The 18,098-nt window shown below is 41.8% G+C and carries 17 protein-coding genes; all 17 read left to right on the forward strand.

Annotated features, from left to right (window positions below):
* The first annotated feature begins 40 nt into the window (after nucleotides 1-40).
* The 17 genes from CXF81_RS14595 (at nucleotide 41) to CXF81_RS14675 (ending at nucleotide 18,094) form a co-directional block, all read left to right on the forward strand.
* Entirely contained in the window at nucleotides 41-838 is a 798-nt protein-coding gene (locus tag CXF81_RS14595) for an SDR family oxidoreductase (protein ID WP_101182089.1), read from the forward strand.
* A gap of 91 nt (nucleotides 839-929) precedes the next feature.
* The gene (locus tag CXF81_RS14600) at nucleotides 930-1,919 is read left to right on the forward strand and encodes an NADPH:quinone reductase (protein ID WP_101182090.1); all 990 of its coding nucleotides are present in this window, start codon (nucleotides 930-932) and stop codon (nucleotides 1,917-1,919) included.
* Nucleotides 1,920-1,947: 28 nt separating this feature from the next.
* Entirely contained in the window at nucleotides 1,948-3,570 is a 1,623-nt protein-coding gene (locus CXF81_RS14605) for a carboxylesterase/lipase family protein (protein ID WP_101182091.1), read from the forward strand.
* 18 nt (nucleotides 3,571-3,588) lie between these two features.
* Nucleotides 3,589-5,094, forward strand: coding sequence for a BCCT family transporter (locus CXF81_RS14610; protein WP_101182092.1), 1,506 nt, complete (start codon nucleotides 3,589-3,591; stop codon nucleotides 5,092-5,094).
* A gap of 88 nt (nucleotides 5,095-5,182) precedes the next feature.
* Entirely contained in the window at nucleotides 5,183-5,971 is a 789-nt protein-coding gene (locus tag CXF81_RS14615; RefSeq protein ID WP_101182093.1) for a hypothetical protein, read from the forward strand.
* 867 nt (nucleotides 5,972-6,838) lie between these two features.
* Nucleotides 6,839-7,831 (forward strand): biogenesis protein MshI, encoded by a 993-nt coding sequence (locus tag CXF81_RS14620; RefSeq protein WP_101182094.1) that lies wholly within the window; start codon nucleotides 6,839-6,841, stop codon nucleotides 7,829-7,831.
* Nucleotides 7,828-8,442, forward strand: coding sequence for a PilN domain-containing protein (locus CXF81_RS14625; RefSeq protein WP_101182095.1), 615 nt, complete (start codon nucleotides 7,828-7,830; stop codon nucleotides 8,440-8,442). The genes CXF81_RS14620 and CXF81_RS14625 overlap by 4 nt, the downstream gene beginning before the upstream one ends.
* Nucleotides 8,435-9,088 carry an MSHA biogenesis protein MshJ gene (locus CXF81_RS14630; protein ID WP_101182096.1) on the forward strand — a complete coding sequence of 218 codons (654 nt, stop codon included), beginning with the start codon at nucleotides 8,435-8,437 and terminating at the stop codon, nucleotides 9,086-9,088. Before CXF81_RS14625 ends, CXF81_RS14630 begins: the two co-directional genes overlap by 8 nt.
* Entirely contained in the window at nucleotides 9,078-9,470 is a 393-nt protein-coding gene (locus CXF81_RS14635) for a hypothetical protein (RefSeq protein WP_101182097.1), read from the forward strand. The genes CXF81_RS14630 and CXF81_RS14635 overlap by 11 nt, the downstream gene beginning before the upstream one ends.
* Nucleotides 9,463-11,136, forward strand: a complete 1,674-nt coding sequence (gene mshL, locus CXF81_RS14640; RefSeq protein ID WP_198556414.1) for a pilus (MSHA type) biogenesis protein MshL — start codon at nucleotides 9,463-9,465, stop codon at nucleotides 11,134-11,136. The genes CXF81_RS14635 and mshL overlap by 8 nt, the downstream gene beginning before the upstream one ends.
* A 2-nt stretch (nucleotides 11,137-11,138) precedes the next feature.
* Nucleotides 11,139-12,083 (forward strand): ExeA family protein, encoded by a 945-nt coding sequence (locus CXF81_RS14645; protein ID WP_101182098.1) that lies wholly within the window; start codon nucleotides 11,139-11,141, stop codon nucleotides 12,081-12,083.
* Nucleotides 12,080-13,318: a lipopolysaccharide assembly protein LapB gene (locus tag CXF81_RS14650; RefSeq protein WP_101182099.1), complete on the forward strand. Its 1,239-nt coding sequence runs from the start codon at nucleotides 12,080-12,082 to the stop codon at nucleotides 13,316-13,318. Before CXF81_RS14645 ends, CXF81_RS14650 begins: the two co-directional genes overlap by 4 nt.
* A 3-nt stretch (nucleotides 13,319-13,321) precedes the next feature.
* The gene (locus CXF81_RS14655; RefSeq protein ID WP_101182100.1) at nucleotides 13,322-15,154 is read left to right on the forward strand and encodes a GspE/PulE family protein; all 1,833 of its coding nucleotides are present in this window, start codon (nucleotides 13,322-13,324) and stop codon (nucleotides 15,152-15,154) included.
* Nucleotides 15,154-16,380, forward strand: a complete 1,227-nt coding sequence (locus tag CXF81_RS14660) for a type II secretion system F family protein (protein WP_101182101.1) — start codon at nucleotides 15,154-15,156, stop codon at nucleotides 16,378-16,380. The genes CXF81_RS14655 and CXF81_RS14660 overlap by 1 nt, the downstream gene beginning before the upstream one ends.
* Nucleotides 16,380-16,877: a hypothetical protein gene (locus CXF81_RS14665; protein ID WP_101182102.1), complete on the forward strand. Its 498-nt coding sequence runs from the start codon at nucleotides 16,380-16,382 to the stop codon at nucleotides 16,875-16,877. The genes CXF81_RS14660 and CXF81_RS14665 overlap by 1 nt, the downstream gene beginning before the upstream one ends.
* Nucleotides 16,878-16,908: 31 nt before the next feature.
* Nucleotides 16,909-17,514 carry a Tfp pilus assembly protein FimT/FimU gene (locus CXF81_RS14670; protein WP_101182103.1) on the forward strand — a complete coding sequence of 202 codons (606 nt, stop codon included), beginning with the start codon at nucleotides 16,909-16,911 and terminating at the stop codon, nucleotides 17,512-17,514.
* A gap of 79 nt (nucleotides 17,515-17,593) precedes the next feature.
* Nucleotides 17,594-18,094, forward strand: coding sequence for a prepilin-type N-terminal cleavage/methylation domain-containing protein (locus CXF81_RS14675; protein ID WP_304441724.1), 501 nt, complete (start codon nucleotides 17,594-17,596; stop codon nucleotides 18,092-18,094).
* Nucleotides 18,095-18,098: the final 4 nt, after the last annotated feature.

Consider the following 18,098-nt stretch of genomic DNA (forward strand, 5'->3'; position numbering starts at 1 on the left):
AAATTTTAAATATTTATCATTGTAATATGAGGACATTCTAATGACTGTTGTTAATAACGGATTGGGCCCAGAGCATGTCGTGCTTGTGACAGCTGGAGCCAACGGCATTGGCCGTAAAATAGCCGAAAAGTTTCTGGGATATGGTTGTAAAGTACATGTGTGCGACATTGACAAAAAGGTTATCGCTGACTTTCTTGAAGCAAATCCGAGCGCCACAGCCTCGGTAGCTGATGTTGCAGATGTTGATCAAGTTAAGCAAATGTTTGCTGATTTGATGGTTCATTATCAACATCTGGACGTGTTAGTAAATAATGCGGGGATTGCTGGCCCTACAGCGCTTGTTGAAGATATAGACCCCGACGATTGGGCGCGCACCATTAATGTTGATTTGAACGGACAATTTCATTGCACCAAGTTCGCCGTGCCCTTATTGAAATCAAATGGGTCGGGCAGTATTATTAATATTTCTTCTAATGCTGGTTTTTTCGGTTTTCCAATGCGCTCGCCTTATGCCGCATCTAAATGGGCACTTATTGGTTTAACAAAAACATGGGCGATGGAGTTAGGCCCACACAATATTCGAGTCAATGCTTTATGCCCGGGCAGTGTCAAAGGAGATAGAATTGACAATGTGATTCGTCTTGATGCTGAAAAACGTGGCGTTGCACCTGACGTGGTGAGAGAGATATACGCTGAGCAAAGTTCACTGCGGCTTTTCGTCAGTCCGGATGATATTGCTAATATGGTCATATTTTTAAGCTCTGACCTAGGCGCTAGTCTCTCAGGACAGGCTATTGGAATTGATGGTCATACCGAAAATTTATCTAGCAAATTTTAAATAACAGGCGCCGCTGTAGTTACTCGATAATCATTAATTAAATACAGTCCAGCGTGACGCGATTCGATGACATTAAAAATTGGAAAAAATAATGAAAGCAGCTTGGTTTGAAAAATTCGGTGCACCCGCAGATACGATAATAATAGGTGAACAACCAAAGCCTATTGCTGGTGATGGTGAGGTATTAGTAAAATTAAAAACAACCGGGGTTAATCCCTCAGATGTTAAAAAGCGCATTGGCGCTTTTCCTAATCTATTAGATAACGGCCATGTCATTCCGCATAGTGATGGTGCCGGTATTATCGAAGCGGTGGGTAAAGGCGTACCTGAAAGTAGAATAGGCGAACGAGTTTGGGTTTACCAAGCGCAGTATGCTCGCCTTTTAGGAACAGCAGCTGAATACGTCGCAATTGATGCATCTCGAGCGGCCACGTTACCCAGCAATATATCGTTTGAAATAGGCGCTTGTTTAGGTATTCCAGCAATGACGGCCCATCGGGTTGTTTCATCCGATGGCTCTGTTAAAGGCCAAACAGTGCTGGTTACCGGCGGTGCTGGTCGTGTTGGTTACTACGCTATTCAATGGGCTAAACTTGCTGGAGCTAAAGTTATTACAACGGCAAGTAACCCAGTAGATAAAGCAAGTTGTATTGCAGCCGGAGCTGATTTAGTGGTTAACCATCGCGACGTTAACTGGGGTGAAAAAGTTCAAGAAATTAATGATGGTGAAAAAGTTGATCGCGTTATTGATGTTGAGTTTGGTTTTAACTTACCCGAAGTACTTAAGTGTATTCGTACTGGTGGTGTGATCGCCACTTACGGAAATACCCAAATCAAAGAACCAAAATTACCTTTTTTCCAAATGATGTTTATGGACCTAACAATACGCATGACCATAGTTTATGCGATGCCAGAGTCTGCTAAACAGGAGGCTGTCGAGGATATTTATAAGGCATTATCTGCGGGACAGTTGAAACACAGAGTGACTCATGTACTTCCTTTTAAACAAATGGCCAAAAGTCATGAGTTAATAGAGGGAAGTGGATTACGCGGAAGTGTTGTGGTTAATATAGAAGCGTAAATTATAGTTTTAAAGGACCCAACTCATCGTGAATACATTGCTACTCTCTAAAAGATTTATTTGTTTTCTTGGTTGGGGCCTATTGATTTCTCTGCCCTTTACTATTGCCTCTCAGGTTTGCTATGCAAGTGAACCGATATCAATTGAAGTAACCGCGGGCAATGAAATATTGATTGGCCAGTATGTTGACCAATCAAAAAACGTCGCCGCTTTTAAGGGTATCCCATACGCGGCGCCACCAGTAAATCAGCGTCGTTGGCAAGCACCAGAAAAACACCAACCAAGATCAGGAAAACAGTTGGCAACTCACTTTGCCGACGCTTGCTTTCAAGACAACTACAATACTCAATGGTATCAAAAAGTAGGTAAAGCTTTTGGTGCCTCACCTGAGATATTCACTGATCCAACCTTTAGTGAAGATTGCCTATATCTAAATGTTTGGACGCCATCGTTGCACAAAGACAAGAAATTACCGGTGATGGTTTGGATCCATGGCGGCAGTAATAAGGCTGGCTGGTCATACGAAGCAAATTATATCGGCGCTAAACTTGCGCAACAGGGACAAGTGATAGTCGTTAGTATTGCCTATCGTTTAGGTGTCTTTGGTTTTTTCTCACACCCTGAATTAACACAAAGCACAGCGCCTGCAAATTTTGGCTTGTTAGACCAAATCGAAGCACTGAATTGGATCAATAATAACATAGCGCAATTTGGTGGTGACAGTTCAAATATAACGCTCTTTGGCGAATCAGCTGGTGCCGCTAATATTGGTAATTTAATTTTATCACCGCTCGCTGACGGACTATTTCAGCGTGCAATCAGTCAAAGCGGTGGATTCCAGTTGTGGAATAATGCTGATTTAAAAAGCCAGCAAACATTTGGTCATGAGTTAGCGACTTCTCTGGATATGACGGACAGCTCACTGTCGATGCTAAAAAAAATCTCCGCGAAAATCCTTTTTAATAAAGCTAAACAAGATTTCTCTGAATATTACTATGGTGCCGCTGTCGATGGACATGTGCTCCCTGATACGGCGTTGAATTTGCTTTTCAAGCAAAAGCTAAAAGTTGATCTGCTTATCGGTAGCAATCAAGATGAATGGTTAATGTATTTAGATAATTCCCCTGAAAAACTCGCACAAATGATAAATTCCTACCCCAAGGAAATCCAAGGGATATTAAAAAAACGAGCACAACAAGAGCCAAGTATTGCGCGGGGACATGATCAGGCGTCGACCTTAATGGACATGGTTTGCCCGGGCTATGCGTATGCACAACAAATAGCTAAATCAGATAAACGTGCTTATATTTATCGCTTTAAACGGGTTCGAACAGGTACCGGTGGAGATAAACTGCAGGCCTATCATGGCGCAGAAATTCCCTATGTATTTAATACTCATGATGACTGGCTAACAACTAACAAAGACGACGCAATACTGACCACGGCGATGATAAAGTATTGGACTAATTTTGCTAAGAATGGAGGTCCTAATGATGATAAATCGACTGATCTGCGCATCTGGCCTCAATTTGATGAAAATGATCCAAAAGTGTTAGCTTTATCAGATCAAATATCTGTTATTGCTGCACCTGATTTGTCAATATGTCTGAAAATATTGCCCTTCTTAAAACAAAACTCAAAAAAACGATAATAACAGAGGAGCATTAACTTGAAGCAACGAATTGATAAAACAGGTTTTGTCGCCACTATCGCTGTGATGTTGTTAATGACGGTACCTTTAATGCTCGCACCAGAGGTATCCTCAACAGCTATGCAACAAGCCTACGAGTACATAGGCAGTAACTTTGGGTTTCTGTACGTGTTTCTCGCCTCGACAATATTGCCTCTGCTTCTTTGGTTAGCTTTTGGCAAATATGGAAGTATAAAATTCGGCGATGCAGCTGATAAACCTGAATATAATAATTTTGCTTGGAGTGGCATGTTATTTTGTGCTGGTGTGGGTGCTGGCTTGCTATATTGGGCTACTATTGAGTGGGCTTTTTACTATCAAACGCCTCCGTTTGGTGCTGAACCCATGTCAACAGAAGCGGCTAAGTGGGCATCATCATATGGACTATTTCATTGGGGAATTAGCGCATGGGCCTTTTATTGTTTGCCCACGTTAGCGATTGCTTACCCTTACTATGTTAAAAAAATTCCAATGCTAAAGTTTAGTATTAGCTGTCATCACGTATTAGGGGGTAAAGAAAATTCTCTTGCCGGGCGTTTTATTGATTTTCTTTTTCGCATAGCGTTGATTGGCGGTGCAGGCTCATCTTTAGGCTTCTCAACGCCTTTGATTGCTGAAGGTATTGCCCGATTAATTGGCATTGAATCAAATTTTACGCTTGAGGTTCTCGTGGTCTGCACGTGTGTTGCTATTTTTGCAACAAGTGTTTATTTTGGCTTAGAAAAAGGCATGAAACGATTGAGTTCAGCGAATGTTTGGTTATCGTTCTTTTTGCTGGCATTTCTCCTGTTTGCAGGCCCAACCGTATTTATATTTAAAGCGAGTATAAGTGGTCTAGGCACTGTTTTACAAAACTTCATTCAAATGAATACTTGGGCAGACCCTTTCACAGAATCGAATTTTGTTGAAAACTGGACTGTTTTTTATTGGGCTTGGTGGGTTGCCTTTGGTCCATTTGTGGGTATTTTTGTTACTCGTATATCAAAGGGGAGAACCATGAAAGAAGTCATCGTTGGTATGCTTACCTTTGGTACTATAGGTGGCTCACTGTTTTATATGATTTTTGGTAATTTCTCGTTATATCAACAGCTTTCAGGTAATTTGGATGTGATAACGCTAATGAATGAAAGTGGTATACCTGAAGCGATTATTACCGTGTTTGAACAATTACCCCTGTCTAATATTGTTATTGGCTTGTTCTGTATTGTTTGTATTATTTTTGTTGCAACAACTTATGATGCAGCTTCTTATGTTCTTGCTAGCAGTGCAACGGCTGAACTGCCTGTGGGAGAGGATCCTCATCGTCTTCACAGAACATTTTGGGCCTTAACATTGGCATTGTTGCCTATTTGTTTGATGTATGTAGGGGGCCTCAAAGTAGCGCAAACTGCAGTGTTAGTTGTGTCATTACCTATTTTATTTGTATATATGATAATGACTTACTCGTTCTTGAGCTCATTAAAAAAGGACTATGGGACGACTTAAGCAGAATCAAGGTTAAGCAACATTAATTTCAACAAATAGCTTCAGGTCCACTGGAGCTAATATTCTTCCCTATCTCGGCGTATTTGTTATGAAAACTTTGCCATCACCCTCTTTTACTATTCCTAAATTAGGTATTATTGCCGCCCCTGGCTGGATTGATCCAACCGCTAGAGAATTTTCCAGCTTATCCAACCAAGTGATTGATATAGCTCAAACGATTATGCCCCCGGTAGGTTTTGATTATAGCTTTGAACAAATAGAGCAAGTAGAACCCCATATTGAAACTGCAGCTCAGTTATTGAAAGAAGCGGGTAGTGAGCTAATCATTCAGGTAGGCCCCGCTTTTGCTTATTTTAATAACTATACAGCCGCAGGAGCTCGGGCATTGCAACAGCGTTTAACGGATGCTTGTGGATGCAAAGTTATACTCAATGGTGTTGCTGTACTTGATGCCATTCAGGACTTGGCGCGTAAGCGTGTCATTCTAGCCTGTCCTTATTATGATGAACAATGGAAATCACGTTTTTTAACATTTTTACAATCCGTAGATGTAGTTATTGAGGGCTGTCAAACCTTCACAGAGCAAGGGCTATTTGCTTCACAACAAGAAGTTGACGCTCGCCATTATCATTTTAGTGAAAAAGAAATAAAACAAAGTATTCGCCTAGCCCGAGCGTCGGCACCGAATGCTGAATTGGTTTTAGTCGGGGGCGCGGGGCTTAGGTTCTTAAACATTATAGAGGGGCTAGAACAAGAATTTGGTGTGCCAGTAGTGTCTGCCGATGTTGCCTTGCATTGGGCCACTGCAAAAGCACTAAATATTGAGATTACAGATAAACATCTTGGTCGGTTATTGCGCTCCATTAAACCAAGCTAAGTCTTGCTACCTAGCTTTCTTACAATGTATTAAACATCACATTGATTATTGCCGCTTTGGCCTCTAGGGCGTTTGCTCAGCATGTTAAGTTATGTATTGCTTATATGCGTGAATACTTGCCTAGACCGCGTCATTTGCGACTCCTTTCGCGAGTAAAAAAAAAGTCAGAACAGGGCCTCATATTACTACTTTTGTCTATATTTTAAGGCTCGCAACCGTTAGTTTCTTTGACGTGCTGAGTATGCTTAGCAATGAATGTTAATGACCTTGTGTCCTAGCTACAAGCAAGGTCAAAATACATGAAATAGGAAGCGTTGAGAGGACTTTTGCGTCTTTTTATAAAATATCCCAAGGATTACCTTCAAAGAAAATAACCGCTTCGAAAAATCCAGCAGCATCGATAAATTGTTTATTCACCGAGTTTTTGTTGATAGATCAAGCGCTGTTAATCAATAAAATCGGATGATAGAAACTTATCTCCTTGCTTATTTTTTTATTTAGCGCTTAACAAAGATGATTTTTGTCGCATTAGATAATTCAAAATTGAGCATAAAATGTCCATAAAGGTCGTGTTCGAAGTCAATTGCAGTAAGTCTCTGCGCAATATTAGAGCAAATTGTATATGTATTGATACGTATGCGTCTGGCAACACGGTGTCCGTTTTTACATACGTAAACACTAAAACCGATCACATACACTTATATCGTAATTAAAAAACGTTAAAAGTTAAGAGAATTGTTTCCAAGTCGATAAACCCACGAGAGGGTGAAATACAATATTCGTATTTAACATCATACTTATTGGCGGAGAGGCACTTTATTGATGGTTTTTATGATAGCGAAAATAACTAATAGGCACGAGTAATTTATGCGTTTGAGTTGGCGACAACTTGTAAAGTCAAAATTAAAAGGAAAGTCATCGTACTTTTCTATCGGCATCGCTTTTTCTGGCGAAAGTGTACTTTTGTGCGCTTTACAAAAGCAGGACGATGAATTGCTTTGGGTATTGGACGCGAGCTTTAGCCACTCAAATTGGCAAGGGCAGTTGGCAGACTATGTTCAACGCCACAAGCTAGCGAATACAGATTGCTATGTGTCACTAACGTCACATTGGTATCAGTTGTTACAAGTCGAGAAACCTAAGGTACCTGATAATGAAGTTTATGCTGCACTTGGGTGGCCATTAAAAGACTTACTGCCGCCAAATACTGAGTATGTTTATGACTATTTAACGCCACCTATGCAGGTCGCTGGACAGTCAAAACTCAGCGTCGTTGCCATACCCCACAAAGACATCAACAATATTAGCAAGGGTATTTACGACGCAGATCTAACCTTGAAAAGTATTTTAATTGAAGAAACGGCGACGGTTGAACTGACACCAACATCAGATGATGCGGTCATTAGTTTGGTTCAAGAGCATGGCGAAGAAATTGTTTTAAATATTGTTAAAAATAATCAGTTGTACTTTACGCGACGCCTTAGGGGATTTGAAAACCTTGGAAGCTATAGTGAAAAAGAGCTCTCAATGGGTATTACTGAATCTCTCTGTGTGCAAATACAACGCTCCATGGACTATTTTGAGAGTCAATTGAGACAACCACCGGTGCGACAATTACTGCTTAAATTAGATACCACCTTAGCAGAACAGCTTGCAAGTCAGATCCAAGAAAGCATGGGGTTAACAGTCAATGCTTTTGAACCTGAAATAATCTGTGGCTCTGGCTTCAATTTCAAAATGGCTAGTTTTTCTTGTCTCGGTGCTGCATACGTCAAACAATCATTAATAACCGAGCAAAAACAGCTTAAGCAAGATGATACCAAAACAACGAGTCCAAAAAGGGTAGAGGTGTCCTCATGAACACACGTATTAACCTTTATAGGGACGAATTTAAACCCCAGTTTATATGGATCTCTGCAACCAACACGATGGTTTTTGGGCTCATCGCTTTGCTGATTATGGGCGCTACACATTTTGGTTTTTGGCAAGGACAACAAACACGTTTGCAAGAATTGTCAAAGGTGGAAAGTAGTATTGAAGCCAAGAAAAAAGAACTTAAGGAATTAACGGAGCAGCTGATGTTGCGTCAAAAAAATCCTGTTTTGTTGGCTGAGTTAAGTAAACAAAAATTGAGACTGTCGACCGCAAAACACCTCGCTGATAAGCTCAGAAATTTAAGTAAACTCCAAGATAAGCCTTTATCTAGTGCATTAACCTCGTTTGCAGAGGTAAACAATAACGATGTATGGCTAACAACATTTAAAGTTAACGATACCGACATCGTAATAGAGGGCAATATTAATCAGCCTGGTGCACTGCCGACCTGGCTGAAAGCTATTGGCAAAACCGATTTCTTTAATAATCGTGATTTTCGCACTGCCACTGTGTTTAGAGCAGACCAGCAATTGAGCTTTAAGATTGAAAGTAAAGTCTCCCAGAAACAGGCCGCGCAAGGGGAAACCAATGAGTAATTTTACGGATAACCTCGAGGCACGTTTCAATGCTATTTCGGAGCGAGAGCAAAAACTATTGTTTTATGCGGTTCCTTTTGTAATTTGTTTTGTTTTCATTTTAGGGTTAATCGAGCCGACCATTATGCAGACAATTGACACCCGTGATGAAATAAATATCAAAAAGCTTGGCCTCGTTGATGCATCTAACAATGTCGACATAGTGAAAGCCCAGCTCAGCCTGAATCCAGACATGGAAACAAGAAATCAAATTAACGGCGTTAATGAACAAATTGTGATATTAGAAAAACTGTTTGCTAACGAACTAGAGCAACTGGTGCCCCCTTACGCAATGCCTTTAGTACTTGAGCAATTATTAGCTAAAGCGAAAAAGCTGCGATTAATGAGTATGTCCTCTATACCGCCTAGCAATATTTTTAACGATGATGAAAATGCCATTGGTCCTGAATTATTTAAACACGGACTAAAAATTAGATTTGAAGGTTCATTTTTTGATACGCGTGACTTCTTGATCTCGGCAGAACAAATGGGCTGGAAATTACACTGGCGCGAAATTCTGTTTGAAGTGAATGAGTACCCACAAGCGCAAGTTGATATTGAGTTATTTACCTTAAGTAAAAGTGAGGCTTATATCAATGTTAATTAATAAATCGAGTAGGTTCTGTGGTGGTATTGCACTATTAATCACGCTGTTAATTGCACAATTTAGCGTTGCCATGAGGGTGCATGCAGAGACATTAAGTGATCCGATGCGTCCGCCAGGTAAAAGTGAACGCTTGCTCAATCCTGCTGAATCAAAGGTCGATACGTCAATTAATGTCACCGCGGTGTTCAAAAAAAATCAGACATTTTATGCTGTGATTAATAATAATTGGTTAGAAAGAGGTCAAAAAGTGGGCGCGTGGCGCGTGACCGAGATCACCAATTCCGGCGTATTTTTGAAGAATGAGAATGAACCGGAGGCAATGCCTCTACGGTTTTTGGTAAATGAAAAAAGCGATTTTAAGAAGCAGACAAATAATGAATAATTTACGAATCTGCAAAGCATTAAGTCTTTGTTTTATTGCGGTTTCACTGGCAGGGTGTCAAGCACCTGTTAGTAGTCACGTTGAAAAGTCACTGGCCAAAGAGTTAGATGCCCAAATGCGAGCGCCAGAACCTCAACCCAACCCTGAATTAGAGGCTGCGGTATCTGATTACCTGCTTGCTGGCGAGACAGCGAAGCCGAACAATACTCTATTTTTGGCGGATAAATACGACATTAATGCCAGACAAATTGATGCGGTTAGTTTCTTTTCAGGCTTAGTTAAAGACACACCTTTCTCGGTTGCTATGCACCCCGACATAAATGGTCTTATCTCCCTTGACTTAAAACAAGTTGACCTTGAGACAATTTTTGAACTTGTTTCTGACCTCTATGGCTTTCATATCGACCGCATTGGCAATATTTATAAGGTGTTTCCAGCGGGTATTCGCACCGAAACGTTCTCAATTAATTATTTGTTGATGCAGCGCGACGGCAGTACTCAAACCAGTATTATTTCTGGTGGAGTCTCTGAAAATTCGAGTAATAATAACAACAATGGCAACAATAATGGTGGCTCTAACAATTTCAGCGGAAATTCTCAGGTAAGTAACAATCAAGGTGGCAACAATGCTGGAAGGGCCAATGGTTCTAATGGCACCTCAATTACTACACGCACTGAGACGAATTTTTGGGCGAATCTCGAAACCAGTTTGAAAGAAATGCTGGGTACCGAAAAAGGTCGCTCCGTGCTTGTCTCGCCACAAGCGGGTTTAGTTACCGTGCGAGCTTTACCGAGTGAATTAAAGACAATTGGTAATTTCTTGAGCATCTCGGAGGAAAGCTTACAACGCCAAGTTATTATTGAGGCGCGCATCTTGGAAGTGATATTAGACGATGAATATCAACAAGGTATTAACTGGACGCAAGTACTCTCTAGTGCTGGTAGCACAGATCTCAATTTCTCTACTTCAGCTGGGAATTTTGCAAACGATGTAACAGCTTCCTTAGGTGGCCTCACAAGCTTGTCTTTCTTAAATAAAGATTTTAGTGGCGTGCTTAACTTGTTAGACACACAAGGCAAGGTGCAAGTACTTTCAAGCCCACGCGTGACGGCAATTAATAATCAAAAAGCCGTTATTAAAGTAGGTAACGACGAGTATTTTGTTACCGATGTGTCTACCTCAAACACGATCACGGCAAGTTCAACCTCGATTACACCTGATATTGGTTTAACGCCTTTCTTCAGTGGTATTGCACTTGATGTAACACCACAAATTGACGCCAACGGCAGTATTTTATTGCATATTCATCCGTCTGTCATTGAAACACAAGAGCAAGAAAAAGTGATTACATTGAACGAAGAGCAATATATTTTGCCTTTAGCTCAGAGCACTATTCGGGAATCAGACACCATTATTCGGGCAATGTCGGGCGAAATTGTGGTTATTGGCGGTTTAATGCAGTCGATTATCACAACAGAAAACTCACAAACACCGTTGCTAGGTGATATCCCGATTTTGGGTAACTTATTCAAAAGCAAACGTGAAAAAGAAACCAAAAAAGAACTTATTATTTTGCTGAAGCCAACCGTCGTTGGCAAAAACACCATGCGTCAGCAAATTGAAACCAGTCGTGCACAAATGGCCGATTGGTTGTACGTGGAATAATCATGTATTTATATCACTTTGGTATCAGAGAATTGCCTTTTACGCTCACCCCAAATACGAGTTATTACTTTGGGCTACCGAGTCATAAAGAAGCAATTGAAGTATTGTCCACGGCACTTAAAAGTGGCGAAGGATTCATCAAAGTGACGGGTGAAGTAGGCGCGGGTAAAACACTTATTTGCAGAAAGCTTCTAAACGAACTTCCTGATGGATTTGTCACTGCCTATATTCCAAACCCATATTTATCGCCGGCTGAATTACGTCGTTCAGTAGCAGCGGAGTTAAACGTCAAATTACCGGAGGGAACTGACCAGCAAGAGTTCACTCAATTGATTCAGCGGCGTCTGTTCGAAATTCATAAGCAACAAAAAAATGCCGTCCTTATTATCGACGAAGCACAAGCGTTACCGGATGAAAGTATCGAAGCGCTTCGTCTAATGACGAACTTAGAGACAGAATCACAAAAACTGTTGCAAGTTGTTTTGTTTGGACAACCTGAATTGGACGACAAACTAAAGCAACCTAAACTACGCCAGTTACTGCAGCGCATCACCTTTTCTTATAAATTAAAATTAATGGATGCTGACCAGCTCTATCAATATGTTCGCCACAGAATGGCTGTCGCTGGTTATCGAGTAGAAGGCTTGTTTGATGAAGCCTGTTGTGAGCTATTACATAAAGCCAGCGGCGGTACGCCAAGAATAGTCAACGTGTTGTGTCATAAATCACTCATGTTAGCTTATGGTGAAGGCGTGCAAAAAATCACATTAAACCATGTAAGAGCTGCTATTGGCGACACTGAAGCCACCTGCCCTAATGGTAAAAAAAGACCATGGGCTTGGTTGACAACCTCACTTTTTATTGCAGCCTCGGTCGTGTTGTTGGTGCTCACAAACAGCCCTGAGAATGTTAACTTGGTAAATTTGGGTTTAGGTTGGGTTAAATGAGTGTTGTAAATAAAATGCTTAAGGATCTTGAACAACGGGGCAATAAATCAGTTTACGAAGCTGATTATGTGCCTATGGAAACCCATATAGCAAGGTCACGAAAGTTTTATGTTGGTACTTTGGTGCTTGTCATCGTCACTGGTGCAATGACGTGGTTCTTGTTGCCAAAGCAGAGTATTGACGAAAAGGGCGATTCAATGGTCAGTGCTGCGTCCAACTTAATTACCCTGCCAGTGAATGAGTCTCCAGGTGCCGGTACTGACAGATTGTTACAAGAAATACCTGATAGTTCTCAAGAGCAGATCGTCTCAAGTGAACTTGATAAGGCCACGCTAATTAGTTTAGAAAGCGCAAAGCGGGCGGCAGCGGCTACCGCAATTGCAGAAGCCAAATTGGCAGAAGTGAACCGAGAGCTAGAACAGCAGATACAGCGTGTCACGGCAAAGGCGGCAGACATTCAGCAAGCAGAACAAAAAGTGGCCTTAGCAGCTCCAACAATACAGCAACCAGAGCAGCAACCAGAGCAGCAACCAGAGCAGCAAATAAAAGCCCAAATAACAGATACCGACACTGCCGTTCAAGTTAAGCTCAAAACCGCAACTGAAGTGGCCAAGTTCGCGATCGAAAAGCCGGTTTTCAACGTGACTCCAAGCAATAAGAGTGCCTCTACTCACCGTATGTTAGAGCAACGCATTCAGTTATCACTAAAGAATGGTGATACCGCAACAGCAATCAAGGACCTCAATAGTTTAATTGCGTTGGAGCCAAGAAACGCCAGTGCTCGAAAACGCCTGGCGAGTCTTGAGTTCGCTCAAGGCAATCCAACCAGAGCTGCGTTTTTATTGGATCAAGGTATTAAGTTGTTACCCCACGATAGCAGTGTGCGGCTAATGCAGGCGCGTTTGCTGTTTCGTGAAAATAGAAATACGCAAGCGCTAACATTGCTTATTGAGCACCCTAAAAACATGATTGCAGATGATGAGTTACTTAGCTTTCGTGCCGCACTTGCCGAAAAACAAGAAGATTACGCAACGTCTTTACAAGATTATGCCGTTTTACTGCAACGCCAGCCAGACAATGCACGTTGGATGCTGGGCTTGGCAATTAGTCAAGACAAGCAAAAAATGCATGCACAAGCCGTTGTTACTTACAGAAAAGTCAAATCATCGAATCAGTTATCAACTCAGGTTGTCAGCTTTGTTGATGGACGCTTAGCAGCTTTGGTAGGGTCATAAAATATGAAAATTCGATTAGGTGACTTGTTAGTCCAAAATAATTTAATTAATGATGAACAATTGAAAACAGCGCTGTCAGAACAGCGTCAATCGGGTCGTAAGTTAGGTGCAACCTTGATTACCCTGAATATGGTAAGTGAAGGGCAATTACTTGAGTTGTTATCAAAGCATTTAAATGTCCCCTTGATTAATATAGATGATTATCGTGTCGACCCCGAGGCGGTTAAGTTGCTTCCAGAAATTCAAGCGCGCAGATACCGTGCACTGGTGCTGGATGATAAAGGCGACAGGTTACTGGTGGGCATGAGTGATCCGGGCGATATAAATGCAGTGGATGACCTCACTAACCGCCTACCTAAACCAATTGAAATAGCCGTGGTTAGCGAAACGCAGTTATTTGCAGCTTACGAAAACTTTTACCGCAAAACCGAAGAAATTGCCTCATTCGCACAAGAATTAGCGGAAGAGTATGACGATTCACAAGACTTTGAACTTAATATTGGTGTTGATGGCGAACAAGATACCGCCGTTGCTAAACTGCTACATTCTATATTTGAAGATGCAGTCCTAGCTAAGGCATCGGATATACATATTGAACCTGAAGAAAATCAACTGCGCATTCGCCAGCGTGTTGATGGTCAGTTGCAAGAAACGGTCATACCCGAGCGCAACATTGCAGCAGCATTGGTGCTGCGATTAAAACTGATGTCGGGTCTGGATATCTCAGAGAAGCGTTTACCGCAAGATGGTCGTGCGCAGATAAAAATAAAAGGTCGCGTTATTGATGTTCGTTTATCGACTATGCCGGTGCAAAACGGCGAGTCAGTGGTAATGCGCTTACTTGACCAATCAGAGGGTATTTTAACACTAACTCAAACAGGTATGCCGCCAAGTATCGTTAAGCGATATAGAAGGCTATTGCAACGACCGCATGGCATGATCCTGGTCACCGGGCCAACGGGTTCAGGTAAAACTACCACGTTATATGGTTCACTGTCTGAGCTGAATAAGCCACACTCAAAAATAATTACAGTTGAAGACCCGGTTGAATACCGACTACCACGGATTAACCAAGTACAAGTTAATCCCAAAATTGACTTAACATTTTCGCGCGTTCTCAGAACTACGCTTCGCCAAGATCCTGATATTATTATGGTCGGTGAAATGCGTGACAAAGAAACTGTCGAAATTGGTCTTCGAGGCGCATTAACCGGTCACTTAGTGCTCTCTACTCTGCACACTAATGACAGTATTAGTAGTGCTATTCGTTTACTGGATATGGGTGCTCCTGGTTATTTAGTTGCCAGTTCACTGCGGGCAATAATCGCGCAACGACTCGTGCGACGTATATGTGATAACTGCAGTGTGGATGAAGAAGTCTCTAAGGAAGCTCATTTTTGGCTTAAAACGCTCAACGAAGACATCTCTAATATTACATTCAAAAAAGGCGCAGGCTGTCAAAAATGTAACCAAAGTGGTTATCGTGGACGTGTTGGTGTATTTGAATTACTCGAAATGACTGAAGCCATGATGAGTGCGTTAAAAAATAACGATACAAGTGCTTTCTCAGATGCTGCGCGCCTTAGTCCTGACTATAAACCATTGGCCCATTCGGCATTACTTTACGCCAAAGAGGGAATTACGAGTATTGATGAGGTCTTAAAACTGGTCGAAATGGTCGGTGATATGAAAGATGAAGACGATATCGAACACGCGGCAGAGGATGACATCCCCGCGGCGTTAATTCCACAACCTGAACCCGCACAGTCGAAGCTGTCTGATAGTCTGCAAAACGATTTTGGTCCATCAGGTTTATCACTCGAGGATGATAACTAATGGCCTTCTTTGCTTACAAGGGACGGGAGCAAGGCGGTGTGCTGGTTGACGGAACGATCGACGCGAGTGACGCCGCAACCGCCGCAAAAATGCTGACGACAAGGAATATCATCCCTGTTGATATTAAGGCGGTATCCAGTAAGTTGGAAAAAAAGGAAGGATCCAGTGATTTCGGCTTATTTGTTCCGCAAATCAGTATTGACGATTTAGTTATTTTTGCTCGCCAAATGCACTCATTGGCAAAAGCCGGTATACCCATTATTCGGTCTGTTGCTGGATTGGCGAATACAAACTCAAAACGTATGCGCCATGCACTTAACGCCGTTATTGAACAATTAGAACGTGGCCGAAATTTATCTTCTGCACTTGCTCAGCACCCAAAAATTTTCAATCAACTTTTCGTCAGCGTGGTGCACGTAGGCGAAAATACAGGTCGTTTGGATGATGCTTTTATGCAACTTGCACAATACCTGCAGAGAGAACAAGAAACTCGTAAACAGATAAAAGCAGCAACACGTTATCCCATGTTTGTCGTATTTGCCCTATTCGCAGCCCTCATTGTTATGAATATTTTTGTTATTCCTGTATTTGCCGGTATGTTTGAAAAGTTTGATGCCGAGTTGCCTGCTATGACCTTGTTTTTAATAGGAATGTCTAACTTCTTTGTTACCAAGTGGTGGGTCCTGATTATCCTTGGTATGGTATGTTTTTTCATAACAAGGCGCTATCTTGATACTAAACAAGGGCGTTACAAATGGGATAAGTTAATACTAGAGGTTCCATTGGTGGGTTCGATCATAGAACGCTCTTTGTTAGGTCGCTTTGCTCGCAGTTTTTCTATGATGCTAAAAGCGGGGGTGCCATTAACGACAGCATTGAATTTAGTTGCTGATGCGGTCAGTAATAGTTACATGAGAAAAGCCATCCTTGGTATGCGTCAACGGATTGAAAAAGGTGAAAATTTGTCTCGTGTAGCCCAGTCCAGTGGTTTGTTTACGCCATTGGTTATGCAAATGATTAATGTAGGTGAAGAAACGGGTCGTGTTGACGAGTTGTTGAAGGAAGTCGCTGAGTTTTATGAGCGCGAGGTTGAATATGACTTAAAGAGTCTAACCTCAAAGATAGAACCTATTTTGATAGCCATTGTGGCAGCTATGGTGTTGGTATTGGCGTTAGGCATATTCACACCTATGTGGGACATGATGAGCGTTGTGCAAGGTAAATAATGTCAAGCAGGCTGTTTCGCTTCGTGTGCGTGCTAATTGTCATCATGATGATAGCGGCGGGTCTTTACAAAAGCCTGTTGAGCGGCAATCGCGATACATGGCAAAACGTGGGTTTTGAAAATGTACAAGCAGCGATGGAGAAAGGCTTAGCTCAGATGCACTGGCAGTGGCAGTTCGAAGGTCGACCGAATTCGATTTTGTATGGAACGTCAAATGCTAAACGCGTTGAGCGTATTGAAATTAATAACAAAGGTTGGCCTGATTTGGCACAATCTAACGGAGCTTGCAGTGCTTTTTTAAATATATTTGCAGGCTCAGTAGTAGTTGAAGTAGGGGCCTTAGAACTTGATGTCAATGTTGAGAAACAGTTAGGTATCAAAATTGAGTTGATAGTACTACAGAGCGTTAATGACTCAAGCGAACTAGTCGATATATGTCGTTATAGTCGAAAAGGTCAAAAGTTTGAATATCATCTTGGCACAGGAAATGTGTTTTAAGATCCAATTGAATTAAATGGTAGGAGACATCATGGCAACGGTTAACGATCTGAAACAACAAGGCTTTACGCTAATAGAACTGATTATTGTTGTTGTTATTCTTGGGCTTCTAGCAGCAACGGCAATACCGCGCTTCTTGGATGTGCCCAAAGATGCTGAAGATGCCACTGTTGAGGGCGTTGCGGGTGGTTTTGCGACAAGCGTTGGTTTGGTTCGCGCGCAGTGGGAAATCGAAGGTCGGCCGCAGGACAACAACGATAACAATTTGAGTTTTGTGACCATTGAAGGGCTTTTAATTGGTGTCGATAGTGATACCGGTTATCCAACGGGTCAATTAAATAATGATACCAGTTCTGAAGACGACAGCATGAGTCGCTTGGACTGTGAAAGTATCTTTAACCTAATTATGCAGAGTGCACCAACGATTACGTCAACCTGGAGTACGCAGGCAGTAAAAGATTTTCGATACTTCACGAATGTGAATGAAAATGCAGGTTCGGGTGGTAACGATGTTTGTCATTACTATCTCACTCAAACTGTAAAGAACAACACTAATGAGCCGACTACCACGGATGTAGGGAACGGCTTTGTTTATGACCCACGGATTGGTCAGGTGATTGTATTTAGTAATAACTAGATAAATAGACATTACTCCATATTGTTATAACGTTTTAACTTTTAAATTTAATAAAAACATCCAATTCGAAGGAATTATTATGAAAAACCAAATGAGCAAGCAAAAAGGCTTCACGTTAATCGAACTAATCATTGTTATCGTGATACTAGGTATACTGGCTGTAACTGCAGCGCCCCGTTTTATTGACTTGCAGGCTGATGCTCGTGCAAAAACCCTTGAAGGTGTTAAAGCAGCTTTACAAGGTGCTTCACAGCTGGTCTATGCTAAAGCGGCTATCGCTGCCCAGCAAACCTCTGCAACGGCTACAACCACACTTTCCTCAGGTGTGACCTTGGCTACTGTGTATGGTTACCCATCGGCAACGGCTATAACGGGTGCGGCTGATGCTGAGGCCGAAGTAGCTAAATTCTTAGATTTGAGCACGGACGACTTTGACATTACTGATCCAACGACGCCTGCAACTAGTTTCATTATCACTTTTACGGGAAAACTAGTCGGTGACGCATGTTATGTTGCTTACACAACGGCAGCCTCGGCAAGTGCTCCACCACTTATTGATACAGTGTCAACTGGTTGCTAATTAA

It is taken from the genome of Glaciecola sp. 33A, assembly GCF_002836745.1.
In the GTDB taxonomy this organism is placed as follows: Bacteria; Pseudomonadota; Gammaproteobacteria; order Enterobacterales; family Alteromonadaceae; genus Glaciecola.